Annotated in this window: 20 protein-coding genes; 4 read left to right on the forward strand and 16 right to left on the reverse strand. The window is 71.0% G+C overall.

All coding sequences use genetic code 11. The features are described 5' to 3' along the window. Positions 1 to 31: 31 nt before the first annotated feature. From ABZ851_RS35115 to ABZ851_RS35140, 6 genes are all read right to left on the reverse strand, one after another. Positions 32 to 859 (reverse strand): shikimate dehydrogenase, encoded by an 828-nt coding sequence (locus ABZ851_RS35115; protein WP_361136449.1) that lies wholly within the window; start codon positions 857 to 859, stop codon positions 32 to 34. Next, complete coding sequence (gene mltG, locus ABZ851_RS35120; protein WP_361136451.1) at positions 856 to 2,547, reverse strand: endolytic transglycosylase MltG; 1,692 nt, start codon at positions 2,545 to 2,547, stop codon at positions 856 to 858. Before mltG ends, ABZ851_RS35115 begins: the two co-directional genes overlap by 4 nt. 127 nt (positions 2,548 to 2,674) lie before the next feature. Continuing rightward, entirely contained in the window at positions 2,675 to 3,139 is a 465-nt protein-coding gene (gene ruvX, locus ABZ851_RS35125; RefSeq protein ID WP_088796744.1) for a Holliday junction resolvase RuvX, read from the reverse strand. A 14-nt stretch (positions 3,140 to 3,153) separates the two neighbouring features. Beyond that, positions 3,154 to 5,823, reverse strand: a complete 2,670-nt coding sequence (gene alaS / locus ABZ851_RS35130; RefSeq protein WP_361136453.1) for an alanine--tRNA ligase — start codon at positions 5,821 to 5,823, stop codon at positions 3,154 to 3,156. Next, positions 5,823 to 6,167 carry a DUF6167 family protein gene (locus tag ABZ851_RS35135; protein ID WP_361136455.1) on the reverse strand — a complete coding sequence of 115 codons (345 nt, stop codon included), beginning with the start codon at positions 6,165 to 6,167 and terminating at the stop codon, positions 5,823 to 5,825. The genes alaS and ABZ851_RS35135 overlap by 1 nt, the downstream gene beginning before the upstream one ends. An 8-nt stretch (positions 6,168 to 6,175) precedes the next feature. Beyond that, positions 6,176 to 6,610: a DUF948 domain-containing protein gene (locus ABZ851_RS35140; RefSeq protein ID WP_176956563.1), complete on the reverse strand. Its 435-nt coding sequence runs from the start codon at positions 6,608 to 6,610 to the stop codon at positions 6,176 to 6,178. A 193-nt stretch (positions 6,611 to 6,803) separates the two neighbouring features. Here ABZ851_RS35140 and ABZ851_RS35145 point away from each other — a divergent pair, with 193 nt between their 5' ends. Next, positions 6,804 to 9,035, forward strand: coding sequence for an AAA family ATPase (locus ABZ851_RS35145; RefSeq protein ID WP_361136458.1), 2,232 nt, complete (start codon positions 6,804 to 6,806; stop codon positions 9,033 to 9,035). A 75-nt stretch (positions 9,036 to 9,110) separates the two neighbouring features. Here ABZ851_RS35145 and rpsD read toward each other — a convergent pair whose 3' ends face one another. Then, entirely contained in the window at positions 9,111 to 9,722 is a 612-nt protein-coding gene (gene rpsD, locus ABZ851_RS35150; RefSeq protein ID WP_129297355.1) for a 30S ribosomal protein S4, read from the reverse strand. A 182-nt stretch (positions 9,723 to 9,904) separates the two neighbouring features. Between rpsD and ABZ851_RS35155 the strand changes: the two genes are divergently transcribed. Further along, positions 9,905 to 10,657 carry a DUF2470 domain-containing protein gene (locus ABZ851_RS35155; protein WP_361136460.1) on the forward strand — a complete coding sequence of 251 codons (753 nt, stop codon included), beginning with the start codon at positions 9,905 to 9,907 and terminating at the stop codon, positions 10,655 to 10,657. Positions 10,658 to 10,701: 44 nt separating this feature from the next. Here the strand turns inward: ABZ851_RS35155 and ABZ851_RS35160 are convergent, their stop codons facing one another. The 4 genes from ABZ851_RS35160 to ABZ851_RS35175 all read right to left on the reverse strand — a co-directional run bounded on the left by ABZ851_RS35160 (position 10,702) and on the right by ABZ851_RS35175 (position 15,162). Continuing rightward, positions 10,702 to 12,072 carry a replication-associated recombination protein A gene (locus tag ABZ851_RS35160; RefSeq protein WP_361136462.1) on the reverse strand — a complete coding sequence of 457 codons (1,371 nt, stop codon included), beginning with the start codon at positions 12,070 to 12,072 and terminating at the stop codon, positions 10,702 to 10,704. A gap of 115 nt (positions 12,073 to 12,187) precedes the next feature. Continuing rightward, a complete protein-coding gene (locus tag ABZ851_RS35165) occupies positions 12,188 to 12,829 on the reverse strand; it encodes a vitamin K epoxide reductase family protein (protein ID WP_361136464.1) in 642 nt (213 codons plus the stop codon). Between the two features lie 327 nt (positions 12,830 to 13,156). Then, positions 13,157 to 14,419: a histidine--tRNA ligase gene (hisS, locus tag ABZ851_RS35170; protein ID WP_361136466.1), complete on the reverse strand. Its 1,263-nt coding sequence runs from the start codon at positions 14,417 to 14,419 to the stop codon at positions 13,157 to 13,159. Positions 14,420 to 14,430: 11 nt separating this feature from the next. Further along, a complete protein-coding gene (locus tag ABZ851_RS35175; protein ID WP_361136468.1) occupies positions 14,431 to 15,162 on the reverse strand; it encodes an MBL fold metallo-hydrolase in 732 nt (243 codons plus the stop codon). A gap of 162 nt (positions 15,163 to 15,324) precedes the next feature. On the opposite strand from ABZ851_RS35175, the gene ABZ851_RS35180 reads away from it, so the two are divergent. Further along, on the forward strand, positions 15,325 to 16,152 hold the full coding sequence (locus ABZ851_RS35180; protein WP_361136470.1) for a peptidylprolyl isomerase: 828 nt from the start codon (positions 15,325 to 15,327) through the stop codon (positions 16,150 to 16,152). A 250-nt stretch (positions 16,153 to 16,402) separates the two neighbouring features. Next, the gene (locus ABZ851_RS35185; RefSeq protein ID WP_336050849.1) at positions 16,403 to 17,632 is read left to right on the forward strand and encodes a DUF349 domain-containing protein; all 1,230 of its coding nucleotides are present in this window, start codon (positions 16,403 to 16,405) and stop codon (positions 17,630 to 17,632) included. A gap of 143 nt (positions 17,633 to 17,775) precedes the next feature. Here ABZ851_RS35185 and ABZ851_RS35190 read toward each other — a convergent pair whose 3' ends face one another. The 5 genes from ABZ851_RS35190 to yajC all read right to left on the reverse strand — a co-directional run bounded on the left by ABZ851_RS35190 (position 17,776) and on the right by yajC (position 24,730). Then, entirely contained in the window at positions 17,776 to 20,370 is a 2,595-nt protein-coding gene (locus tag ABZ851_RS35190) for a RelA/SpoT family protein (protein WP_361136489.1), read from the reverse strand. A 207-nt stretch (positions 20,371 to 20,577) separates the two neighbouring features. Further along, positions 20,578 to 21,126: an adenine phosphoribosyltransferase gene (locus ABZ851_RS35195; RefSeq protein WP_361136472.1), complete on the reverse strand. Its 549-nt coding sequence runs from the start codon at positions 21,124 to 21,126 to the stop codon at positions 20,578 to 20,580. Continuing rightward, positions 21,123 to 22,244 (reverse strand): protein translocase subunit SecF, encoded by a 1,122-nt coding sequence (gene secF, locus ABZ851_RS35200; RefSeq protein ID WP_361136474.1) that lies wholly within the window; start codon positions 22,242 to 22,244, stop codon positions 21,123 to 21,125. The genes ABZ851_RS35195 and secF overlap by 4 nt, the downstream gene beginning before the upstream one ends. A gap of 1 nt (position 22,245) precedes the next feature. Next, positions 22,246 to 24,030 (reverse strand): protein translocase subunit SecD, encoded by a 1,785-nt coding sequence (gene secD, locus ABZ851_RS35205; RefSeq protein WP_361136476.1) that lies wholly within the window; start codon positions 24,028 to 24,030, stop codon positions 22,246 to 22,248. 151 nt (positions 24,031 to 24,181) lie between these two features. After that, complete coding sequence (yajC, locus tag ABZ851_RS35210; RefSeq protein WP_361136478.1) at positions 24,182 to 24,730, reverse strand: preprotein translocase subunit YajC; 549 nt, start codon at positions 24,728 to 24,730, stop codon at positions 24,182 to 24,184. Positions 24,731 to 24,818: the final 88 nt, after the last annotated feature.

The raw sequence follows: 24,818 nt of genomic DNA on the forward strand, positions 1-24,818 counted from the left end.
CGGGGAACCGGAGCGGGCCGGAGCGGGCGGGTCAGCGGGAGGCGAGTGCCGCCTCCCCGGCCTTGCGCATCGCGGCCAGGGGCGCCGGGGACCGCCCCGTCATCTGCTCCACCTGCAGTACGGCCTGGTGGACCAGCAGGTCGAGGCCGCCCACCACGGCGCCGCCGCGGGCGGCCCAGGCGGTGGCCAGTGTCGTCGGCCAGGGCTCGTAGAGGACGTCGAAGAGCGTGCCGGGCCGGTCGGGGACGGCGGCGGCGAGCGCGTCGGTGGTGCCCGCCGGGGTGGTCGCGATGGTCAGCGGCGCCTCGAAGGCCGCTGGGGCGTCCTCCCAGGCGGCGGTGCGGACCGTGACGCCCAGCCGCTCGCCCCAGCCGCGCATCTCGTCGGCGCGCGCCCGGCTGCGGACGTAGGCGGTGACCTCACCGGTGCAGAGACGGGAGAGCGCGGCGAGCGCCGAGGAGGCGGTGGCGCCCGCGCCCAGCACCGACGCCCGCTCGACCTGCCGCACCCCGCGTTCGCGCAGCGCGGCGAGCATGCCGGGGATGTCGGTGTTGTCGCCCAGGCGGCGCCCGTCGGCGGCGAGGACGACGGTGTTCACCGCCTCGACCGAGGCCGCCGTGGGGCTGATCTCGTCGAGCAGCGGGATCACCGCCCGCTTGAGCGGCATGGTCAGCGAGAGACCCGCCCAGGTGGTGTCCAGGCGCTCCATGAAGGCGGGCAGCGCCGCTTCGTCGACCTCGTGACGGTCGTAGGTCCAGTCGCTCAGCCCCAGTTCCCGGTAGGCGGCGCGGTGCAGCACCGGCGAGAGGGAGTGGGCGATCGGGGAGCCGAGAACCGCGGCTCGACGTGTGGCGCTCATTGCTTGTTCTTCTCTTGTTCCTTTTCGTAGATGCGCCGGTTTCGCTCATGCTCTTCGTTCGTCTCGGCGAACAGCGTCTTTTCCGGGTTGATCGAGACGAAGTAGTACCAGTTGCCCTTTGCGGGGGCGATGGCCGACTTGAGCGCCACTTCACCCGGGTTGCCGATCGGGCCCGGCGGCAGTCCCTTGAACTTGTAGGTGTTGTAGGGATCGTTGAAATTGCGCAGGTTGTCGACGGAGCCCGTGTCCAGCGTGCTCTGGGATTTCGCGTAATTCACCGTCGAGTCGAAGTCCAGCAGGCCGTACGTCTCGGTGTTGTCCGGCTTGAGCCGGTTGTAGACGACGCGCGCGACCTTGACGAAGTCATGCTTGTACTTGCCTTCGGCCTGCGTGAGGCTGGCGACGGTCAGCAGCTGCATGGGCGAGTCGAGCTTGAGCGTGCGGGCCTTCCCTTCCAGGTCGTACCGCGTGTAGACCTGGTTCGCCCGCGCCACCATCTGCTTGAGGACCGCGGCCGGCTTCGCCTTTCCGCCGACGCTGTAGGTCGACGGGTAGAGGAATCCCTCCAGCGGGTCCTTTATCTTCGGCGAGTCGTTGGCCCACGACGGCAGCCCGAGGCTCTTGACGTCGCTCTTCGCCACGCCCTTGGTCGTACCCGCCTTGAGGTGCAGCTTTTTGTCGATGAGTTTGTAGACGTCGCCGGCCCGCAGACCTTCACGGATCGTGAGGCCGTTACGGCTCTTGGGATCCAGCATCAGGTCGATGGCCGCGGCGCCCGACATCTGCTTGCGCAGCGTGTACGTCCCCGGCTGCATGCTGTTCGCCTTCTGGTTCTCACCGGCCGCTTCGGTGAAGGCTCCGGGGCTCTTGATGACGCCCTCGCGCTGGAGGATCTGGCCCATTTCCGAGAGCGTCGAACCGTCCGGAATGTCGACCTGGACCTCGCCGGACCCTTCCCCCTCGTAATCGGGGGCCGAACCGAAGTGGGCCATGAAGAAGTCATAGCCGAAGTAGCCGACCGCGCCCACGGCTCCAGCGAAGACCAGCGCGACGACCAGGCAGGCGGTGCCACTGCGCCGCTTGTTCTTCTTGTCGCCGTTCTTCTTGCCGCGGCGCTCGCGGTCGCCCCGGCGGGTCTCGCGCGGGTCGTCGTCGTGGTCGTCGTCCCCGCCGCCGGCGAAGAACGCATGCTCCGGCTCCGGCTCACGGGGCTCCGGCTCGGCCCGCCAGTCGTCACCGGGGCCGTCGCCGTCGTCGTAGTGCGGCTGCGGCTCCGCCTGCTGCGGATACTGCGGGCTCACCTGCTGCGGATGCGGCGCCTGCTGGTACTGCTGCTGCATCTGCTGCTGTTGCGCCTGCTGCTGCAGATGCTGCGGCTGTGGCGGCGGATAGGCGTCAGGGGTGGCGTAGTAGTCGGGGCTCGTCCCGCTGTACGGGTCGACCGGCGGCTGCTGCTGCCCGTAGGGGTCGTACGGGTCGTACGACAGCTGCCCGCCCTGCGTACCGTCCCAGCCGCCGTTGTACTGCTGCCCGGCGTACGGGTCGGCGTGTTGCTGGGGATACCGGGCGGCCTGCTGTCCGTCCCACTGGGGCTGCTGCGCCTGGCCTCTGGAGGCACCCTGCTCACCGTAGAGCGGGTCCTCCGGATGCCACGGTTCGGAGCCGTAGCCCCGGCCATACTCGGTCATCGATCCCCTAGAGCCGAGAGGCGGTGTGCTCCGGACCGGCAGCGCGCTTGCTGAATCCGACCCGCCTCTACTTGCACGCGCGGCTGTTCGAACGCCGCACATCGCGCGGAACGTTACCGTACCGCGATCAGATGACCACTTCGACGCTCTCGCCCGGAGGTTCCCCGGAGACACGTTCGGCCTCCAGGGCGCTCTGCAGGATCACCACCGCGGCGGCCTGGTCGACCACCGAGCGGCCCTTCTTGCTGCGCACACCCGAGGCCCGCAGCCCCTGGGTGGCCGTGACCGTCGACATCCGCTCGTCGACCAGCCGGACCCCTACGGGTGCGATGTTCCGGGCCATCTCCTGGGCGAAGCCCCGGACCTTGGCCGCGGCCGGCCCCTCTCCCCCACTGAGGGAGCGGGGCAGGCCGACCACGACTTCGAGGGGTTCGTACTCCTCGACGATCGCCTTGAGCCGCCGGTGCGCTGACGGGACGTCACGCCCCGGGACGGTCTCGACGGGGGTGGCGAGGACCCCGTCGGGGTCGCACGAGGCGACCCCGATACGGGCGTCCCCGACATCCACGGCGATGCGCCGTCCGCGTCGCATCTCACTCACGCGCGTCAGGCCGCCCCGGCGACGAGGCGCTCGACGGCCTCGATGGCCTCGGGCACCGCGGCGGCGTTCTGCCCGCCGCCCTGGGCGACGTCCGGCTTGCCGCCGCCACCGCCACCGAGCGTCTTGGCAGCCGTGCGCACCAGGTCACCGGCCTTGATGCCGCGCTCGCGGGCGGCCTCGTTGGTGGCGATGACCGTCACCGGGCGGCCATTGGCGACGGTGAAGAGCGCCACCACCGCGGCCCGGCCGCCCTGGATGCGCCCGCGCACATCGAGTACGAGCTTGCGCAGGTCGTCGGCGGAGGTGCCGTCCGGGACCTGACCGGCGGCCAGCGCCACACCGCGGACGTCCTTGGCGCCCTCGGCCAGCCCGGCGGCGGCCTGCAGCACCTTTTCGGCGCGGAACTTCTCGATCTCCTTCTCGGCGTCCTTCAGCTTGGCCAGGACACCGGAGATCTTCTCGGGCAGCTCCTCCGGGCGTCCCTTGACCAGCTCGGTGAGCTGGGAGACGACGGTGTGCTCACGCGCGAGGAACTTGTAGGCGTCCACGCCGACCAGCGCCTCGACACGGCGTACGCCGGAGCCGATGGAGGACTCGCCGAGCAGCTTCACCAGGCCCAGCTGAGCGGTGTTGTGGACGTGGGTGCCGCCGCACAGCTCCTTGGAGAAGTCACCGATGGTGACCACCCGGACGCGGTCGCCGTACTTCTCGCCGAATTCGGCGATGGCGCCCTGCTTCTTGGCGTCGTCCATGCTCATGACCTCGGCATGGACGTCGAGCTCACGGGCGAGCACGTCGTTGATCTTCTGCTCGACATCCGTGAGGACGGTGCCGGGCACGGCTGCCGGCGAGCCGAAGTCGAAGCGGAAGCGGCCCGGGGAGTTCTCCGAACCGGCCTGGGCGGCCGTCGGGCCGAGGGCGTCGCGCAGCGCCTGGTGGGTGAGGTGGGTGGCGCTGTGGGCGCGGGCGATGGCACGCCGGCGGGTGACGTCGATGGCGGCGTACCCGGCCGAGCCGAGCACCACCTCGCCGACCTGGACGACGCCCTTGTGGACCGTGACGCCGGGCACCGGCTGCTGGACGTCGCGGACCTCGACGACGGCGCCGGAGTCCAGCTTGATCCGGCCGGTGTCGGCGAGCTGGCCGCCGCCCTCGGCGTAGAAGGGGGTGCGGTCCAGAACGACCTCGACGTCGTCGCCCTCATGGGCAGCGGGCGCCGGGACGCCGCCCACCAGCAGGCCGACGACGGTGGACTCGCCCTCGGTGGCGCTGTAGCCGGTGAATTCCGTGGCGCCGGACTTGTCGGCGACCTCGCGGTAGGCCGACAGGTCGGCGTGGCCGCTCTTCTTGGCCTGGGCGTCGGCCTTGGCGCGCTCCCGCTGCTCGGTCATCAGGCGGCGGAAGCCCGACTCGTCCACCGAAAGGCCCTGTTCGGCGGCCATTTCGAGGGTGAGGTCGATCGGGAAGCCCCAGGTGTCGTGGAGCAGGAAGGCCTTCTCGCCGGGCAGGACCGTGCCGCCGGCGGACTTGGTGTCGGTGACGGCGGTGTCGAGGATGTTGGTGCCGGCCTTGAGCGTCTTGACGAAGGCGGCCTCCTCGGCGAGGGCGACCGTCTCGATGCGGCGGCGGTCCTCCAGCAGCTCCGGGTACTGCTGGCCCATGGTCTTGATGACCACGTCCAGCAGCTCGCCGATGACCAGCCCACTGGCGCCGAGCAGGCGCATGTTGCGGATGGCGCGGCGCATGATGCGGCGCAGGACGTAGCCACGGCCCTCGTTGCCGGGGGTGACGCCGTCGCCGATGAGCATCGTGGACGTACGGATGTGGTCGGCGACGACGCGCAGCGAGACATCGGTGTCGTCCGCGGCGCCGTAGCGCACGCCCGAGAGCTCGGTGGCCTTGTCGATGACGACACGGAGGGTGTCCGTCTCGTACATGTTCGGGACGTCCTGCAGGATCATCGCCAGGCGTTCGAGGCCGAGGCCGGTGTCGATGTTCTTGCTGGGCAGCTCGCCGAGGATCTCGAAGTCCTCCTTGCCGGTGCCCGCACCCCGCTCGTACTGCATGAAGACCAGGTTCCAGATCTCCACGTACCGCTCGTCGTTGACGGCCGGACCGCCCTCGACGCCGAACTCGGGGCCGCGGTCGTAGTTGATCTCGGAGCACGGGCCGCAGGGGCCCGGGACGCCCATGGACCAGTAGTTCTCCTTCTTGCCCAGCCGCTGGATGCGCTCCTTGGGCACGCCGATGACCTCGTGCCAGATGCGCTCGGCCTCGTCGTCCTCCAGGTAGACGGTGATCCAGAGCTTCTCCGGGTCGAGGCCGTAGCCACCGTCGGCCTGGGAGCCGGTCAGCAGCTCCCAGGCGTACTTGATGGCGCCTTCCTTGAAGTAGTCACCGAAGGAGAAGTTGCCGCACATCTGGAAGAACGTGCCGTGCCGGGTGGTCTTGCCGACCTCTTCGATGTCCGGCGTACGGACGCACTTCTGGACGCTGGTGGCGCGCGGGGCGGGCGGCTTGACCTCGCCGAGGAAGTACGGCTTGAAGGGGACCATGCCCGCGTTGACGAGCAGCAGCGTCGGGTCGTCCGCGATGAGCGACGCCGACGGCACGACGGTGTGCCCGCGCTCCTCGAAGAAGCGCAGCCAGCGGCGGCGGATTTCAGCCGACTCCATCAGTGGTCCTCTTTTCCAGTCGGTCCGGTCAGACCGGTTTGTCCGGTTGTTCTCGTGGTGCGGTACTGCGGTTCGAGCACCGCACGGCGCGGCGCGGGCAGCTCGCGCACCTCGTCCGTCCCGCCGAGGCCCAGGGCCTCGTGCAGCTGCTCTTCACGGTCCGCCATTCCGGCCCGTACGTCCAATGCAAATTGGCGCAGCCGGTGTCCGGTCTCGACGGCCCTGTCCGCGGCCTGTGCGGCGAGGCTGTCGGGCTGCAGCTTGCGCAGCTTGCGGTGGACCTTGTTGGTGGCCCAGACGCCGGCGGCGGCGCCGGTGGTGAACCAGAATGCGCGGCGGAACATCGCTGTGATCAGTCCTTGGAGCGACGGTTGCGGCGCCCGCCGCGGCGGGCGCCGGGCAGGGTACGGCCGAGGAGGACGGTGCGCTCGGGTTCCGGCTCACCCTTCTTGCCGATCGCGCGGCGCACGCCGTAGCCGAAGGCCGCGACCTTGACCAACGGGCCGCCGAAGGCGGAGGAGACGGTCGAGGAGAGCGCGGAGGCGTTGGCGGTGACCTCTTGGACGTCGGCGGCAATGGCGTCGACGCGGGCCAGCTGGGTGTGCGCGGAGCGGACGGTCGCGGAGGCGTCGGCCAGCAGCGGGACGGCCTGCTCGGACACCTCGGCCACCATCTTGGTGGTCGCCTTGAGCGTCTGCGCGAGCCTCACCAGCACGAGGGCGAGGAACGACACCAGGATCGCCCAGAAGACGGCCACGAGGATCCCGGCCACCTCTCCACCGGACACGTCGGCACCACACTCCGAATGATTTGGTCGGGGCTCATTCCCGCTCGGCACTCCCGCTCGAACGGCACCCTTGACCTTATCGCGCCGTGACTGTCCGTCCGTACCCCGTTCCCCCTCGAACGCGGAGCGCGGGCCCAAGATTCCCGGGGCGTGATTGTACGGTCCGCATCCCGCCGAGTACGCTCCGTGTGCCATGCGACGCCTCACGCGCCCCGGCCCTGTTCCCCGCCTCTCCCCCGCGCGTCGGCGGGAGCCGGCCCGGCCGGGGAACCTGCCCGCGGAGCTGGGCGGCTTCATCGGCCGCCACGACGAACTGGCCGCGCTGGCACGGCAGCTGGAATCCGCCCGGCTGGTGACCCTCACCGGCCTGGGCGGCGTCGGGAAATCACGGCTTGCCCGCCAGGCGGCAGGGATCTTGCAGGATCGCTTCTGCGATGGGGTGTGGCTGGTCGAACTGGCCGCCCTGCGCGAGCCGCACCTCCTGGAGCACACCGTCGCCGAGGCGCTGGGGGCCACCGACCACAGCGGCCGCCCGGTGCGCACCGCGCTGTGCGACCTCCTCGCCGACCGGGACCTGCTGCTCGTCCTGGACGGCCACGAGCATCTGGTCGACGCCTGTGCCGACCTGACCGGAGCGCTGCTGCGCCGTGCCCCCGGGCTGAAGGTGCTGGCCGCGGGCCGGCGGCCGCTCGGGCTGGACGGTGAGCGGACCGTGCCGCTGCCGCCGATGAACACCGCCGACGCGGCCGCCCTCTTCGCCGAGCGGGCCGCCGCCGTCGTCCCCGGGTTCACCGTCGGGCCGGCCGACGAGGCGGCGGTCACCGAGCTCTGCGACCGGCTGGACGGCATTCCGCTCGCGCTGGAGCTGGCCGCCGGACGGCTGCGCGCCCTGTCCGTGGACCAGGTGCTGCACCGGCTCGACGACCGTTTCCGGCTGCTGACCGGCACCCGCCCGCGCCGCTCCCCCGAGCTCTCGGTCCCGTCCGGGCAGGAGGGGGCCCCGCCCTCGCTCCCGGCGCCGCGCGAGCCGGGCGGGCCCCCGTCCCGCCACCAGACGTTGCGTACCGCGATCGGCTGGAGCCATGAGCTGTGCACGCCCGAGGAACGGCTGCTGTGGGCGCGGCTGTCGGTCTTCGCCGGGCACTTCGACCTGGAGGCGGCCGAATACGTCTGCTCGGGGCCGGAGCTGCCGGCCGGTGAACTCCTCGACGTCCTCACCGAGTTGGTCACCCAGTCGGTGCTGGTGCGCGAGGAGACCGCGGCCGGGGTCCGCTACCGGATGCTGGACACCGTACGGGCCTACGGGGCGGGCTGGCTGGCGGTGACGCCCGACGGCGAGCGGCTGCGGCGGCGGCACCGCGACTGGTACCTGGGGCTGGCCACCTGGTGCGAACTGGACTGGTTCAGCTCCCGGCAGGCCGAGATCGCGGCCCGGATCGAGGCCGACCTGCCCAATGTGCGGGTGGCGCTGGAACAGAGCCTGGAGAGCCCCGCCGATACCCACCTGGGCCAGTACCTGGCGGGCACGCTGTGGTTCTACTGGGTGGGCTGCGGCCGGCTCGCGGAGGGCCGGCACTGGCTGGACCGGGCCCTGGAGCTGGAGAGCACCCACGACGAGGCGCGGATGAAGGCGCTGTGGGTGGCCGGCTATGTCGCGGCGCTCCAGGGGGACACCGTCGGCGCGCTGGGGGCCCTGCAGGAGTGCCGTGACGAGGCCGAGCGGACCGGCAACGCCACCGCGGCCGCGTATGCGCTGCACCGCACCGGCTGTCTGGCCCTGGTCAGCGATGACCTGCCGCGCGCCGAGAAGCTGCTGCGCGCGGCGCTGGAGCGCTACCGGGAGATCGGCGAGCTCAACAGCAATGTGCTGCTGGGGCAGGTCGAGCTGGCGATGGCGGTGGCCTTCCAGGGCGAGCTGGCGGACGCGGTGCGGCTGTGCGAGGACGTCCTGGAGGTGTGCGAGGAGCACGGCGAGCGCTGGACGCTCTCGTACGCCCAGTACGTGCTGGCCTTCGCGGCCTGGTCCGGTGGCGACGGCGGGCGGGCCCGTGCGCTGCTGGAGGAGTGCCTGGCCATCGATCACACCTTCCACGATCTGCTCGGGGCGGTGCTGGCGATCGAGCTGCTGGCCCTGGTGACGCTCGGCGAGGGCGACGCGGAGGAGGCGGCCGTGCTGCAGGGCGCCGCCGGGCGGATCTGGCCGTCGGTGGGGCTGCCGCTGTTCGGCTCGCGGCACTTCAACCAGCCGCACGCACGGTGCGAGGAGCAGGCGCGCGAGCGGCTGGGGAACGAGCGCTACGAGCACTTCCGGCGCGCGGGTGAGCGGCTGGACCTGGACGCGGCGGTGGCCCGGGTCCTGCGGCCCGCCGGACTGCTGCCCGCACAGCTGCGCCCGGTGCGGGACACGGCACCCGGGCACGAATGAGCCCGCCGCCTCCCCCTCCGCGAGGGCGGGGAGACGGCGGGCCGAGCGCGCGTGGCGCGGTGCCTGCTGTGGTGCTTAGCGGGCGTAGTACTCGACGACGAGCTGCTCGTCGCAGATCACCGGGATCTCCTTGCGGTTCGGGTCCCGGTCGAGACGGAACGCCAGAGCCGGCAGGTTGACCTCGAGGTAGCGCGGGGTCTCACCCTCGGTGTCGTAGCCACCCTCGCGGGCGACCTGGAAGGGGTGCTTCTCGCGGCTGCGCTCGCGGACCATCACGACGTCGCCGGGGCGGACGCGGAAGGACGGCTTGTCGACCTTGCGGTCGTTCACCGAGATGTGGCCGTGGACGACCATCTGACGAGCCTGGTAGATGGTGCGGGCGATGCCCGACCGCAGGACGAGCGCGTCCAGACGGCGCTCAAGCTCGATGATCAGCGCTTCGCCGGTCTTGCCTTCGACCTTCCGAGCGCGGTCGTAGGCACGCGCCATCTGGCGCTCGCTGATGTCGTACTGCGCACGCAGGCGCTGCTTCTCCAGCAGACGGACCTTGTAGTCACTGCTCTGCTTGCGGCCACGGCCGTGCTCGCCGGGCGGGTAGGGACGGGCCTCGAAGTACTTGACGGCCTTCGGCGTCAGCGCGATGCCGAGCGCGCGGGACTTCTTGACCTTGGGACGCGACTGGTTCACGTGGAACGTTCCTCCATGTAAGTTAGGTGAGGCTTACCTTAGCGCGAGGAGAACGCATGTTTCGACCTGGGATCCCCCTGCCCAGTGCACACCGCACCGAGGCGGGTCAGCCGCGTCCCGTGGAAGGCGCCCAGCGGCCCTCCGCCGCCGAGCGCATACGAACCCTCGTCGAGTCCCATGGTATGGCGTCCTTGAGCATCCCCGGTGTCGAGGACCCCGACGAGGCCGGCCTCTCGGCCCCCGTCTGCCGGACCGTCACACCCGGTGGAGACGTGCTGTTGCTGGTTCCTGGGGACTCTGCGGCGGCTCGGGCGGCCGCGCACGCACAGGACGACGACGTCACAGCCGTGATGGAGATCACGGACGTCGCCCCGGTTTCGGTGCCTCATCGCATCCGCGGACGGGCCTGGGTGGCCGGCTGGCTGACCCCCGTACGCAATGACCAGCGCGCCGAGGCCGCCATGCTGCTCGCCGAGCGGCACCCGGTGGGCGAGCTGCTGGGCATCGGTGAGGCGCTGCAGCCGGACCCGGCACCGGGCCTGTACGGGCGGGCCGCCTGGATGATGCTGCGCCTGGAGGTCGGCGAGGGCGCGGTGGACGATCTGTGGGGCGCCGAGCCCGTCGAGCCCGACGAGTTCGCGGCCGCGGCCCCCGATCCGCTGGCGCCCCACGAGGCGGAGCTGCTGCAGCATCTGCATTCCGCGCACAGCGAGCAGGTGCGCGGGCTGTGTGCCCTGCTGGGCGAGCGCAAGGAGGCCTGCGGGGTGCGCGACCGGGCCGTGCCGGTGGGCCTGGACCGCTTCGGCCTGCGGGTCCGCTTCACCGACGCCGAGCAGCGGTCCTTCGACGCGCGGTTCGACTTCCCCGGGCCCGTGCGGGACGTGACGGAGCTGCGGCGGGCGATGCACCGGCTCTTCGAGGCGGCGGCGGAGTAGCCGGGGCGTGCGGAGCGGCCGGGGCTGCTGGGTGGCGACCGGGGCTACTCGGTGGCGGCCTCGCCGGAGGCCGAGCGCAGGCGGGCGCGGACCCGCTCGGCCACCTCGGCGTAGCGCGCCTCCGCGCCATGGCGGGTGGGCTCGTAATAGCGCTTGCCGTGCACCTCGTCCGGCGCGTACTGCTGGGCCGCGATGCCGCCCGGCAGGTCGTGCGGGTACTGATAGCCCTGGCCGTGGCCGAGCTTCTGCGCGCCCTTGTAGTGGCTGTCGCGCAGATGCGGCGGTACCGCACCCGCCTGACCGGCCCGGACGTCCGCCAGGGCGGCGTCGATCGCCAGGTACGCGGCGTTGGACTTCGGAGCCAGGGCGAGCGCGATGGTGGCCTGGCTCAGCGTGATCCGCGCCTCCGGGAAGCCGATCATCGACACGGCCTGGGCGGCGGCCACCGCGGTCTGCAGGGCTGTCGGATCGGCCAGGCCGATGTCCTCGCTCGCCGAGATCATCAGCCGGCGGGCGATGAAGCGCGGGTCCTCGCCCGCCTCGATCATGCGCGCGAGGTAGTGCAGCGCGGCGTCGACGTCCGAGCCCCGGATGGACTTGATCAGCGCGCTGGCGACGTCGTAGTGCTGGTCGCCGTCCCGGTCGTACTTCACCGCCGCCCGGTCGACGGACTCCTCCAGCGTCTGGAGGGTGATCTCCTTCTCCCCCTTGGCCAGCGCGGATCCCGCACCGGCCTCCAGCGCCGTCAGCGCCCGCCGGGCATCGCCGCCGGCGATCCGCAGCAGATGCCCCTCGGTGTCCTGGGGGAGGGTGACCGCGCCCGCCAGCCCGCGCGCATCGCTCAGCGCGCGGCGCAGCAGCCCGCGCAGGTCGTCGTCCGTGAGGGGTTCGAGGGTCAGCAGCAGCGAGCGGGACAGCAGCGGCGAGATCACCGAGAAATACGGGTTCTCGGTCGTCGCGGCGATCAGGGTGACCCAGCGGTTCTCCACGGCGGGCAGCAGGGAATCCTGCTGGGCCTTGCTGAAGCGGTGGATCTCGTCCAGGAAGAGGACGGTCTCCTTGCCGAAGCCGCCCGAGGCGCGCCGGGCGCCGTCGATCACCGCGCGGACCTCCTTGACGCCTGCCGTGATGGCCGAGAGCTCCACGAAGCGCTTGTTCGTCGCCTGGCTGACGACGTACGCGAGGGTCGTCTTGCCGATGCCCGGCGGCCCCCACAGGAACACCGAGGACGGCCCGGCCGGTCCGCTGTTGCCCTCTCCCACCAACCGCCGCAGCGGGGACCCCGGCTTGAGGAGATGCTGCTGGCCCACGACTTCGTCGAGGGTGCGCGGACGCATCCGCACGGCGAGCGGGGACCCCGCGGGGTCCTTCTCCTGACGGTCTTCGGCAGCGGCGGTGAACAGGTCGGGCTCCACGTCCACGAGCCTATGCCACCCCACTGACAACGCCCCGGGCGCCGTTGACGGCGGCCGGGGCGTGCGGTGGGCTCGTGCGGGCGGCCCGGAGGGCGTCCGCCGGGGGTGCCTCCCCCTAGATCAGCGTGCTCCAGTACGACCACCACTTGGTGAGGATCAGCATCGCGATCACGCCGTACCAGACCACGGGCACCACCCAGTGGAACTCCACCACCGCGGCGCGCAGCCCCGCGGGAGCCGGGATGATGCCGTGCTTGAGGTTGTGGGCGGTGGTGTACCAGAACATCAGGATGGTGACGCACCAGGTCAGCGTGCACCACAGGCACAGCGAGTTGATGCTGTACAGCGACTGGGACATCAGCCACATGCAGAAGACCGCGGCGAGCCCGGTGCCGGTGTTCAGGCCGATCCAGTACCAGCGGCGGAAGCGGGCGCCCGCCAGCAGGGCCATCCCGACCGCCATGACCACGCCGAAGCCGACCAGCCCGGCCATCGGGTTCGGGAAGCCGAAGACCTCCGCCTGCTTGCTCTGCATGACGCTGCCGCAGGAGATGATCGGGTTGAGGCTGCAGGCCGGCTTGTAGTTCGGGTCCTTCAGCAGCTCGAACTTGTCCAGGGTGATGACCCAGGCCGCCAGCAGCCCCAGCGCGCTGGTGATCACCAGGAGCAGCGCGAGGCCGCGGCCGGAACCGATGCTGCCCGCGCCGCTCGCGTGGTCGTCGTCGGTGGACACGTCGTCAAGCGCTGTCGTCGTCATATCGCCGTTCCGTCGATCCCTGGGGAGATGGGGCTGAGCACACGGGTCCGCGAGCGCGGCACCGCCGTTCATTCTGCCCCAACTCCACCATGACCCACTGTGCGGTGAACATAAAGACGAGGCGGCCGCACACAGCGTTCTCTCAGGCTTCGCCCCGCTCCGGCCCGCCCGGCCGCCGGTCCGGGGCGCGCCCGCGCCGGTGCGGCGGTCCCGGAATCCCTCCGCCGGGATGACAGCCGCGACCGGCGTTGACACCGGACGCCGGCAGCGCGAAGGGCCCGGACGGCAGATCGCCGTCGGGCCCCTCGCTCCTCTCGCCGTGCGGCCTCAGCCCAGCCTGCGCCGGACCTCCCCGGCCACGCCGTCCAGCGTCACCGCGGTCTGCTCGCCGCTCTCCAGGTCCTTGAGCTGGACGATGCCCTCGGCCAGGTCCCGCTCACCCGCCACCAGCGCCAGCCGCGCGCCGGAGCGGTTGGCGGACTTCATGGCGTTCTTCAGGCCCTTGCCGCCGAACGCGAAGTCGGTGGCGACACCGGTCCGGCGCAGCTCGGTGACCACGCCGAACAGCACCCGGCGGGCCTCCTCGCCGAGCGGGACGGCGTACACCGCGGTGGCGGCGGGGATGTCGAGCGTGATGCCCTCCGCCTCCAGCGCCAGGACGGTGCGGTCGACGCCCAGGGCCCAGCCGACGGACGGCAGCGCGGGGCCGCCGATCATCTCGGAGAGGCCGTCGTAGCGGCCGCCGCCGCCCACCGCGGACTGCGAGCCCAGGCCGTCGTGGACGAACTCGAAGGTGGTGCGGGTGTAGTAGTCGAGGCCGCGGACCAGCTTCTCGTCGTCCTCGAAGGCCACGCCCGCCGCGGTCAGCAGCTCGCGCACCTGCTCGTGGTAGGCCTTGCAGGCCTCGCAGAGGTAGTCGCGGAGCCTGGGCGCCCCGTCGAGCTGCTTCTGCACCGCCTCGCGCTTGTCGTCCAGGACCCGCAGCGGGTTGATGTCGACCCGGCGCCGGGTGTCCTCGTCCAGGTCGAGCCCGCGCAGGAAGTCCTGCAGCGCGGCGCGGTAGACGGGGCGGCACTCCTTGTCGCCCAGGGAGTTGAGCAGGATGCGGAAGTTCCGCAGGCCCAGCGCGCGGTAGGCCTGGTCGGCCAGGATGATCAACTCGGCGTCCAGCGCCGGGTCTTCGGCACCGATGGCCTCGGCGCCGACCTGGGAGAAGTGGCGGTAACGGCCCTTCTGCGGACGCTCGTAGCGGTAGTACGAGCCGGAGTACCAGAGCTTGACGGGGAGGTTGCCGGCCTTGTGGAGGTTGGCCTCCAGCGCGGCCCGCAGCACGGACGCGGTGCCCTCGGGGCGCAGCGCCAGCCGGTCGCCGCCCTTGGTCTCGAAGGCGTACATCTCCTTGGTCACGATGTCGGTGGACTCGCCGACCCCGCGCGCGAACAGCTCGACGTTCTCGAAGCCGGGCGTCTCGATGTAGCCGTACCCGGAGTTCTTCAGCGGTGCGGAGATCGCCTCGCGCACCGCGAGATAGGTGGCGGACTGCGGCGGGATCAGGTCGTAGGTGCCCTTGGGGGCCTTGAAGGTGCTCACGGAAGCTCTCGTCACATTCCTCGTCGTGGAGCCGGACTGAAGCCGTCTCCGAGGCCGGCGGCCACCTCCCGCAGGAAGGGGTTGGTGGCGCGCTCCTGGCCGATGGTGGTCTGGGGGCCGTGGCCGGACAGGACGACGGTCGAGTCCTCCAGCGGCAGGCACACACGCGCCAGCGACTGCAGGATCTCGGCGTGGTCGCCGCCCGGCAGGTCGGTGCGTCCGATGGAGCCGGCGAACAGCAGGTCGCCCGAGAAGAAGACCGGCGGGCACCCCTGATTTGCTGGAGTGGCGGCCTGCTCGGGCATCCGGAAGGTCACCGACCCCTTGGTATGGCCCGGGGCGTGCGCGACGGAGAACTCCATCCCGGCGAGCTGCAGGGTGGCACCGTCGCCCAGCTCCTTGACGTCGTCCGGCTCACCCACCGTGAGCTCGCCCATGAGCTGCTGACCGATGGAGCGGCCGAGGGCCTTCTCCGGGTCGCTCATCATGTAGCGGTCCTCGGGGTGGATCCAGGCCGGGACGTCGTGCGCGCCGCACACCGGGACGACCGAGGCGACGTGATCGATATGACCATGCGTGAGAACGACCGCGACGGGCTTGAGCCGATGCTTTGCGACCGCGTCCTCGACTCCTGGGGCCGCCTGGTGGCCCGGGTCGATGATGACGCACTCCTCGCCTGCGGCGGGGGCGACCAAGTAGCAGTTGGTGCCCCAGGCCCCGGCGGGGAACCCGGCAATCAGCACGTTCGTCCTTACGGTCGGTGTGGAGGCCGGCCCGCAAGGCCGCTCCTCCCGGACATCTCGGCAGCTCCAGAGCCTACCGGCGGGACTCCCGGCAGGGCGAACCCGTATACCGTACGGCCACGGCGCACGAGCGCGATCGATGATCGGACAAGGAGACGACCGGTGGTCAGCAAAGATCAGCGGCGGCGGCAGCTCGCCCGCGAGAAGTACGAGCGTCAGCAGCAACGGCGGTCCGCGGCCCAGCGGAAGGCCAAACGCCGCAATGTGATCATCGCGTCCGTCGCGGCCGTGGCGCTGGCCGCCGGCGCCGCGGTCTACGCCTCCGCAGGCCTCGCGGGCGGCAGCGACCAGGAGGACCGGGCCGCGGCCCCGGCGCCGTCCAAGGCGCCGGACCCCTGCGGCCGGCCCGCGAAGGGCAGCCCGTCGAAGAAGACCTGGCCGAAGGAGCCGGCGATGTCGCTCGACACCTCGGCCTCCTACTCCGCGAAGCTGGCCACGACCTGCGGCACCATCGACATCAAGCTGGACGCCGGCAAGGCGCCGCACACGGTCAACTCCTTCGCCTTCCTGGCCGGCCAGGGCTACTTCGACCACAGCAAGTGCCACCGCCTGGTGGACGAGGGAATCTTCGTCCTGCAGTGCGGCGACCCGAAGGGCACCGGCCGGGGCACCCCCGGCTACACCATCCCGGACGAAAACCTGAAGGACCCGCGGCTCAAGGGCGGCGTCTATCCGGCGGGCACCGTCGCGATGGCGAACCGCTACGACGGGGCGAACGCGAAGACCCGCGACTCCGGCGGCAGCCAGTTCTTCCTCGTCTACCAGGACAGCAAGCTGCCGCCGAACTACACACCGTTCGGCACCATCACGGGCGGTATGGACGTCCTGCGGAAGATCGCCAAGGCCGGTGCCACGACGGACCCGCAGACCCGCAACAGTGCGCCCAACGCCACCGTCGTGATCGACAAGGCGTCCGTGCGGAAGTCCTGACCGGCCGGACGACCTGGGGCGGCGCCGCGGCGCCGCCCCGGGCGAACCGCGGAATTTCGTCGTGCTGGATGCGGACAGCGGACCGCCGGTCGCCTAGATTGGCGTTGGGTAGGGTGCCTGCTCCGACGGCTGCCACCCTCACCCGCAATTCAGCCCGTCGGACCGGCCAGGGCGCGGCTCTGCCGGACAGAAACTGTGGACGATGCCGGGGGGCCGCACGCCCCCGTCGGCATCATGTGGAGGAGGCGCTGTGAGCAGCGACCCATGGGGCCGCGTCGACGAGACGGGGACCGTGTACGTGCGTACAGCCGAGGGCGAACAGGTCGTCGGATCGTGGCAGGCAGGAACTCCCGAGGAGGCCCTCGCCTACTTCGAGCGCAAGTATGAGGGCCTGGTCGTCGAGATCGGCCTCCTCGAGCGCCGGGTCAAGACCACCGACCTGTCGGCGAAGGACGCGACGACCGCGATCGATCATCTGCGCACCCAGGTCGACGAACACCACGCGGTGGGCGATCTGGACGCGCTGCGCAAGCGGCTGGACAAGCTCGTCGAGGCCGTCGAGTCGCGCCGCGAGGAGCGCAAGGCGCAGAAGGCCAAGCAGAGCGACGAGGCCCGGCAGGCCAAGGAGAAGCTGGTCGCCGAGGCCGAGGAGCTGGCGGCCAGTGAGCAGTGGCGGGCGGCCGGCGAGCGGCTGCGCGCCCTGGTCGACACCTGGAAGGGCCTGCCGCGGCTCGACCGCAAGACGGACGACGAACTGTGGCACCGCTTCTCGCACGCCCGCTCGGCGTTCTCCAAGCGCCGCAAGGCGCACTTCGCGTCGCTGGACGCGCAGCGCGAGGAGTCCCGTAAGGCGAAGGAGAAGCTGGTCGCCGAGGCCGAGTCGCTGTCGAACTCGACGGACTGGGGGGCCACCGCGGCCCGCTACCGCGAGCTGATGGCCGACTGGAAGGCCGCGGGCCGTGCCCAGCGCGAGCACGAGGACGACCTGTGGAACCGCTTCCGCGGCGCCCAGGACGTCTTCTTCCAGGCGCGCGGCGAGGTCTTCGCGGAGCGGGACGCCGAGCAGCGGGAGAACCTGACCCGCAAGGAGGAGCTGGCCGTCGAGGCCGAGAAGCTGCTCCCCGTCTCGGACCTGAAGGCCGCGCGGTCGGCATTCCGCTCGATCAACGAGCGGTGGGAGGCCATCGGCCATGTCCCCCGGGACGCCCGCCCCAAGATCGAGGGCCGGATGCACGCCGTCGAGCGCGCCATTCAGGAGGCCGAGGAGAGCGAGTGGCGGCGGACGAACCCCGAGGCGCGGGCCCGTGCCGCGGGGCTGACCGGCCAGCTCCAGGACGCGGTCGACAAGCTGGAGAAGCAGATCGACACGGCCAGGAAGGCGGGCAACAACGCCAAGGCCGACAAGCTCGGCCGGGAGCTGGAGGGCCGCAAGGCGCTGCTGGACCAGGCGCTCAAGGGCCTGGAGGAGTTCGGCGGTTGATGGCGCCCCTTTGCGCCTAAGCCGGCGCCGCTCTCGCGGGGGTGGTTGCTCGCCGTTGGGATTCCTCAATCAGTGGTTGAGGTGCCTTGACGGGAAGGGCCCCGGTACGGATTCCGTGCCGGGGCCCTTTCGTGTGTGCGCCGCTACGGCCGCCGGGCCGACGTCACGCGGTAGACGTCGTACACGCCCTCCACGCTCCGTACGGCCTTCAGGACGTGCCCCAGATGCTTGGGATCGCCCATCTCGAAGGTGAAACGGGAGGTGGCCACGCGGTCGCGGGAGGTCTGGACGGCGGCCGACAGGATGTTGACGTGCTGGTCGGACAGGATGCGGGTGACGTCCGAGAGCAGACGGGAGCGGTCCAGCGCCTCGACCTGGATGGCTACCAGGAAGACCGAGGACTGGGTGGGCGCCCACTCGACGTCCAGGATCCGCTCCGGCTGCCGGGACAGCGAGTCGACGTTGACGCAGTCGGCGCGGTGCACCGAGACGCCGTTGCCGCGGGTGACGAAGCCGATGATGGGGTCGCCCGGCACCGGCGTACAACAGCGGGCGAGCTTGACCCAGACGTCGTCGACGCCCTTGACGACCACACCGGGGTCGGCGCTGGAACGCCGCTTGGAGCGCGGCCGGATCGGGGTGGACTCGGCGATGTCCTCGGTGGCCTCGTCCTGGCCGCCGAGCGCCTGCACCAGCTTCTGGACGACGCCCTGGGCGGCGACATGGCCCTCGCCGATGGCGGCGTAGAGCGAGGAGATGTCCGGGTAGCGCATCTCGTGCGCCAGGGTCACCAGGGAGTCGCCGGTCAGGATCCGCTGGATCGGCAGGTTCTGCTTGCGCATGGCGCGCGCGATGGCGTCCTTGCCCTGCTCTATGGCCTCGTCGCGGCGCTCCTTGGAGAACCAGCCGCGGATCTTGTTGCGGGCGCGCGGGGACTTGACGAAGCCCAGCCAGTCGCGGGAGGGCCCGGCGCCCGTGGCCTTGGAGGTGAAGACCTCCACCAAGTCGCCGTTGTCCAGGGTGGATTCGAGCGGGACGAGGCGCCCGTTGACCCGCGCCCCTATCGTGCGGTGGCCGACCTCGGTGTGCACCGCGTACGCGAAGTCGACGGGGGTGGCGCCGGCCGGCAGCGCTATCACGTCGCCCTTGGGCGTGAAGACGAAGACTTCGTTGCGGGAGAGGTCGAAGCGCAGCGACTCCAGGAACTCGCCCGGGTCCTCGGTCTCTTTCTGCCAGTCGAGCAACTGCCGCAGCCAGGCCATGTCGTTGACCGTGTCCTGGCCCTTGCCGGCGTTCTTCGGCACATCGGTGCGGATCTTGGAGGCGCCTGCGACCGCCTCCTGCTTGTACTTCCAGTGCGCGGCGATGCCGTACTCGGCGCGGCGGTGCATGTCGAAGGTGCGGATCTGCAGTTCGACGGGCTTGCCGCTGGGACCGATCACCGTGGTGTGCAGCGACTGGTACATGTTGAACTTGGGCATCGCGATGTAGTCCTTGAACCGGCCGGGGACCGGGTTCCATCGCGCGTGGATGGTGCCGAGGGCGGCGTAGCAGTCGCGGACGGTGTCGACGAGGACCCGGATGCCCACCAGGTCGTAGATCTCGGCGAAGTCGCGGCCACGCACGATCATCTTCTGGTAGACGCTGTAATAGTGCTTCGGGCGGCCGGTGACGGTGGCCTTGATGCGGGCGGCGCGCAGATCGGCCTGGACCTCGTCGGTCACTATGGCCAGGTACTCGTCGCGCTTGGGCGCCCGCTCGGCGACCAGCCGGACGATCTCGTCGTACATCTTGGGGTAGAGGATCGCGAAGGCGAGGTCCTCCAGCTCCCACTTGATGGTGTTCATGCCCAGGCGGTGGGCGAGCGGAGCGTAGATCTCCAGCGTCTCGCGGGCCTTCTTCTCCTGCTTCTCCCGCTTGAGGTAGCGCATGGTGCGCATGTTGTGCAGCCGGTCGGCGAGCTTGATGACCAGGACGCGCGGGTCCTTGGCCATCGCGACGACCATCTTGCGCACCGTCTCGGCCTGCGCCGCCTCGCCGAACTTGACCCGGTCGAGCTTGGTGACGCCGTCGACCAGCAGCGCGACCTGGTCGCCGAAGTCGCCCCGCAGGGTGTCCAGGCCGTATTCGGTGTCCTCGACGGTGTCGTGCAGCAGGCCGGCCATCAGCGTCGCCGGGTCCATGCCCAGCTCGGCGAGGATCGTCGTCACCGCGAGCGGGTGGGTGATGTACGGGTCGCCGCTCTTGCGCTTCTGTCCGCGGTGCCAGCGCTCGGCGACCTGATAGGCCCGCTCGATCTGGCGCAGCGTCCCGGTCTCGATCTTGGGGTCGTTGCCGCGGACGGCCCGCAGCAGCGGCTCCAGGACCGGGTTGTACGGGCTGGAGCGCTGGACGCCGAGCCGGGCGAGGCGGGCGCGGACCCGGTTGGGCGAGCCGGAGCGGCCGGCGGGAGCGGGGGCCGGCGGCTTGGGCGGGGCGGGCTGGTCGGCCTTGGCGGGCGGCTTGGCCGCGCGGGACGGCGCCGCCGGCTGGGGCGAGGAGGCCGCCGGGCCCGGCTTGGGCGCCGGGCGGGGCCGCTCGCCGGGGGCCCGGGACGCGGTGGATCCGCCGCCCGTCGGCCGGGGCGCGGTGGTGCCGTCGGACGCGCCCTGCCGCTCGGGCTGGGGCGCGTTCGAGGACGCCTCGGCCGCCGGCTTCGGCTCGTCCGGGCGCGCGGCGTCGGATCCCGCCGGACGCAGTCCGGGGGAGAGCGGCTGGGCCTCGTCTGGCAAGAGCACTCCTCAGGCGGCTGGGACCCCAGGACCTCGAACGGGCCGGGGTGCCATGGTATCGACCTCGGGGCCACTGGTCCCCCGCGGCCGGGGTTCCGTACATGACACAGCAGCAGGGGCACCCGGATTCTTCCGGATGCCCCTGTTTGCGCGATGGTGCGGTGCGAGCGCGGCTCAGACCGTGATCAGGGCCTCCAGCGCAGCGCCCTTCAGGCCCGGCTCCAGCCGCTCCCGCCCGGCCAGGAAGCCCAGCTCCAGCAGGACCGCCACGCCCGCGACCTCGGCGCCCGCGCGGCGGAGGAGCTGCAGCGAGGCATCGGCGGTGCCGCCGGTGGCCAGGACGTCGTCGATCACCAGCACCCGGTCGCCCGGGGCCAGCGCATCGGCGTGCATCTCGATCTCGGCCGTGCCGTACTCCAGCTCGTAGGCCTGCCCGAGCGTGGTGCCGGGCAGCTTGCCCGCCTTGCGTACGGGGACGAAGCCGATACCGGCCCGGACCGCGACCGGAGCGGCGAGTATGAACCCGCGCGCCTCCAGGCCCACGATCTTGTCCACACGGTGGCGGCCGCACAGCTCGGCGAACGCCTCGGTCAGCGCGCCGAAGGCGGCCGGGTCGGCCAGCAGTGGGGTGATGTCCTTGAACATCACGCCCGGCTGGGGATAGTCCGGAACGTCCGCGATCCGGCTGAGCAGCAGCTCACGCAGCTCCACGGGGGCGCTCACCGGCGCTTGCCCGACGGGCGGCCGCGTCCGCGGTTGCGGGAGGCGGGCTGCCGGCGGGGGCCGACGACCGCGGCGCCGTCACCGTCCTCGGCGTCCGCCGCGCCGGCGGTCTCCTCCTGGGCGTCCTCCTGGCCCGCGGCCTTGGCCTCGGCCGCGGCACGCTTCGCCTTGACCCGCTTGGCCAGTGCCTGCATCTGCGGCTCACGGCTCTTCAGGTCGGCGACCAGCGGGGTCGCGATGAAGATCGAGGAGTACGCACCGGCGGCGAGACCGACGAACAGGGCCAGCGAAATGTCGTTGAGCATGCCCGCGCCCAGGACACCGCCGCCGACGAACAGCAGACCGGCGACCGGGAGCAGCGCCACGACGGTGGTGTTGATGGAGCGCACCAGGGTGCCGTTGATGCTGCGGTTGGCGATCTCGCTGTAGGTGAAGCGGGTCTGCTTGGTGATGTCCTTGGAGGCTTCCTTGAGGCTGTCGAAGACGACGACCGTGTCGTAGAGGGAGTAACCGAGGATCGTCAGCAGACCGATGACCGTGCCGGGGGTGACCTCGAAGCCGACCAGGGCGTAGATGCCGACCGTGATCGTCAGGTCGTGGATCAGCGCGACCAGGGCGGCCACCGCCATCCGCCACTCGAAGGCGATGGCCAGATAGAGCACCACGAGGACCATGAAGATCCCCAGGCCCAGCCACGCCTTGTTGGCGATCTGCTCACCCCAACTCGGGCCGACCAGCTGGGTGTTGACGTCCTTGACCGGGACGTTCAGGTCCTTGGCGAGCTCTTCCTGGACCGGCACCGACTGCTTGGTGTCCAGACCGCTGATCTGGATGCGCAGCGCGCCGCCACCGAGCTTCTGCACCACGGCCTGGTGGCCGCCGGCCGCCGACTCGGCCTTGTGCTGGGCCTCCGAGGCGGAGACGGAGGTCTTCGGGGTGGTGAAGACCGCGCCGCCGGAGAACTCGATGCCCATGTTCAGGTGGCGCACCCCGAGGCCGACGATGGCCACGATGGTGATGAGGATCGAGAGGCCGTACCAGATCTTCCGCTTGCCGATGAAGTCGTAGCCGACCTCGCCGCGGTAAAGCCGGGCGCCGATGTTGCCGAGCTTGGACATCTCACGCCTCCTTCGTGGTGGGGGCGGCGCCGCGACGACGGCGCAGCGGCGGCTTGGCGCCCAGGCGCTCGGGGTCGAGGCCGGACCAGGAGTGGCCGTCGGAGAAGAACTTCCGCCGGGCCAGCAGGGTCATCAGGGGCTTGGTGAAGAGGAAGACCACGACGACGTCGAGGACGGTGGTCAGGCCGAGCGTGAAGGCAAAGCCCTGGACCTTGCCGACGGTGACGATGAACAGCACCGCGGCGGCCAGGAACGACACGAAGTCGGAGACCAGGATCGTGCGCCGGGCCCGCGGCCAGCCGCGCTCGACGGCCGGACGCAGGGAGCGTCCCTCACGGATCTCGTCCCGGATGCGTTCGAAGTAGACGATGAACGAGTCGGCGGTGATACCGATCGCGACGATGGCACCACAGACCGCCGGGAGGTTCAGCGCGAACCCGATGGTCGGGCCGAGCAAGGTCATGATCGTGTACGTCAGGACCGCCGAGACGCCCAGGCTCGCCAGCGCGACCAGCGCCAGCCCCCGGTAGTAGGCGACCAGGTAGATGACGACCAGTGCGAGGCCGATGGCACCGGCGATCAGACCGGCGTGCAGCTGCTCGCCGCCGAGCGCCGCGGTGACCGTGGTCTCGTCGTCGATCTTGAAGGAGAGCGGCAGCGCACCGTAGGAGAGCATGTTGCCCAGGTCCTCGGCGGACTGCTGGGTGAAGCCGCCGGAGATGGTGGCGCCACCGCCCATGATGGCCTTGTCGACCGAGGGAGAGGACACGACCGCGCCGTCGAGAACGATCCCGAACTGGTTCTGCGGCGGCGTCTTGGTGGCGAGCTTGCCGGTGATGTCACCGAACTTCTTGCCGCCCTCGGAGGTGAAGTCCATCTGGACGATCCAGCCCTGGCCCTGCTGGCTGTCGAAGACGGCCTTGGCGCTGCTGACGTCCGTGCCCTCGACGGCGACGGGGCCGAGCGCGTACTTCTGGGCACCGTCCTGCTTGCACGCCACGATCGGGTCGGACGGCTTGGTGTTCGCGGCCTTCTCGCCCGCGGCGGCGCGGCTCGCCTTGGTGGAGCAGTCGAGCGCGTCGAGCTGCTTCTGGAGGGCCGGCGGGATGGCCGCCCCGCCCGGAGGCGTCGGCTGCGCCGGGGGCGCGGAGGGCTTGCCGGAGGGGGTGGGCTTGGCGGACGGCGCCTTCTTCAGCGACGCGGTCACCGCGCGGCCCTGCGTCGTCGGCTTCGCGTCCGGCGACTGCGGGGAAGAGGCCTTCTGCCCGCTGCCCGACTGCTTCTGGGCCGGGTCACCGGCGGCCTTGTCCCCCTTGCCCTTGCCGTTCGCACCGCTCTGGGAGGGGCCCGGCTTGGGCTGCTCGGGCGTCTTGGCGCCCGCGGTGGTGGTCAGCACCGGCCGGAACCCGAGCTGGGCGGTGGTGCCGACCTGCTGGCGCGCCTGCTTCGCGTCCGTCCCCTTGGGGATGTTCACGATGATGTGGTTGCTGCCCTGCGTCTGGACCTCGGACTCGGTCACACCGAGACCGTTGACCCGTCGCTCCATGATGTCGGAGGCGGTCTTCATATTGGTCTCGTTGATCGCGTTGGGCTTGCCCGGCTGGTTCTGGGCCGCCAGCGTGAAGCTGGTGCCGCCCGCGAGGTCGATGCCCAGTCGCGGCGTCAGCGTGCCGGAGTAGAACATGCCTCCGATCAGCCCTGCCATGGCGATCAGGACCAGGATCAGGGTGCGGCCCGGATGCCCCTGGCTCGCGGGCGCCCTGCGGCCCTTCTTCGGTGCTGCCACCTTCTCGTATCTCCCTGTCCAACCCCTCGGCCCGGGTTGCCGGCCGAGGAGCCACGAAGTCTTGTGGGGACGTGCCCCCGCCGGAGCCTAGACCGTCCCGGAACCGCGGCGCACGACACTCGACGCGTGCTCCGCGGTTCCGTGGGGCGGACTACTTCGCTTCGTCGTCGCCGGACTTCTTGTCGTCCTTGGCGGTGTCCGCGTCGGTCTTGACGGTGTCCTTGGCGTCGCCGGCGGCCTTGGTCTCCCCCGCCTCGGCGGCAGGCTTGTCCGCAGCGGCCGCGTCGGCCGGGGTCTCGGCCTTGCCCAGGTCGATCTTGTCGCCCTTGTCACCCGTTTCGGTGGCGTCGGCGGCGGCGGTGCCGGTCAGCGAGGAGGCGTCGTCCGGGACGACCGGCTCGTCGCCGTGGATCGGGTCGGCACCGTCCAGGATGCGGTTGTACTCCTCGTCCGCGAGCACCGCGCCGATGGCGTTCTTGGCGTAGATCGCGTGGACGCCGGGGGCGACCTCCAGGAGGACGGTGTCCTCGTGGATTTCCTTGACGGTGGCGTACATGCCGCCGATCGTCCGGACCCCGGTGCCGGCCTGCATTTCGTTGCGCATCTGCGCGGCCGCCTGCTGCTTCTTCTTGGCAGACCGGGTCATCAGGAACATGGCCCCGATGAGGACGATGAAGGGGAGGAGAGTCACGATATTCACGGGACGGAAATTCCTTCGCACGACCGCGGATGCGCGATCTCATATACGGGGGTGGGAATGCCGCCCATACGAACGGCATCGGCGGAGT

It is taken from the genome of Streptomyces sp. NPDC047049, from assembly GCF_040643995.1.
GTDB classification, from domain to species: Bacteria; Actinomycetota; Actinomycetes; order Streptomycetales; family Streptomycetaceae; genus Streptomyces; species Streptomyces mooreae.